The organism is Planktothrix tepida PCC 9214, from assembly GCF_900009145.1.
Classification (GTDB): domain Bacteria; phylum Cyanobacteriota; class Cyanobacteriia; order Cyanobacteriales; family Microcoleaceae; genus Planktothrix; species Planktothrix tepida.
Genome location: NZ_LN889911.1, coordinates 1 through 525, shown reverse-complemented (window position 1 = coordinate 525; position 525 = coordinate 1). Strand labels below are relative to the sequence as shown.

At 41.0% G+C, this 525-nt stretch carries 1 pseudogene; it reads left to right on the top strand.

The features are described from left to right. A pseudogene (locus PL9214_RS31855) lies at positions 1 to 505 on the top strand (calcium-binding protein); the annotation flags it as partial. Between the last annotated feature and the right edge of the window lie 20 nt (positions 506 to 525).

Below are 525 nucleotides of genomic sequence, written 5' to 3'. Positions count from 1 at the left end.
TACGGGTAATACTTTAGCTAATATTATTACCGGAAATACTGCTAATAATATTCTCAATGGTAGTAGCGGTGCTGACCAATTATTAGGTGGGGATGGCAATGATTCTCTGAGTGGAGATGCTGCTAATGATACCCTTACAGGTGGACTTGGTGCGGATAAATTTATCTACAATACCAATGCTGCTTTTGCTACTTCTGCCGTTGGTGTAGATACGATTACCGATTTTACCATAGCCCAAGGTGATCAAATTGTATTAGATAAAACCACCTTTACCAGTATTAGCAGTATTGCGGGAACTGGGTTTTCTGTTGTTGGTGAGTTTGCCAAAGTGACCACCGATGCTCTCGCTGCGACCAGCGCGGCGGATATTGTGTATAACACTGCAACCGGAGGATTATTTTATAATCAAAATGGTACAGCCGCAGGTTTTGGTACAGGGGCTCAATTCCTTACCTTAACGAATAAACCAGCCTTAACAGCAACTCAATTTGTAATTCAAGCTTAATTTGAAATTGATAAACAGAG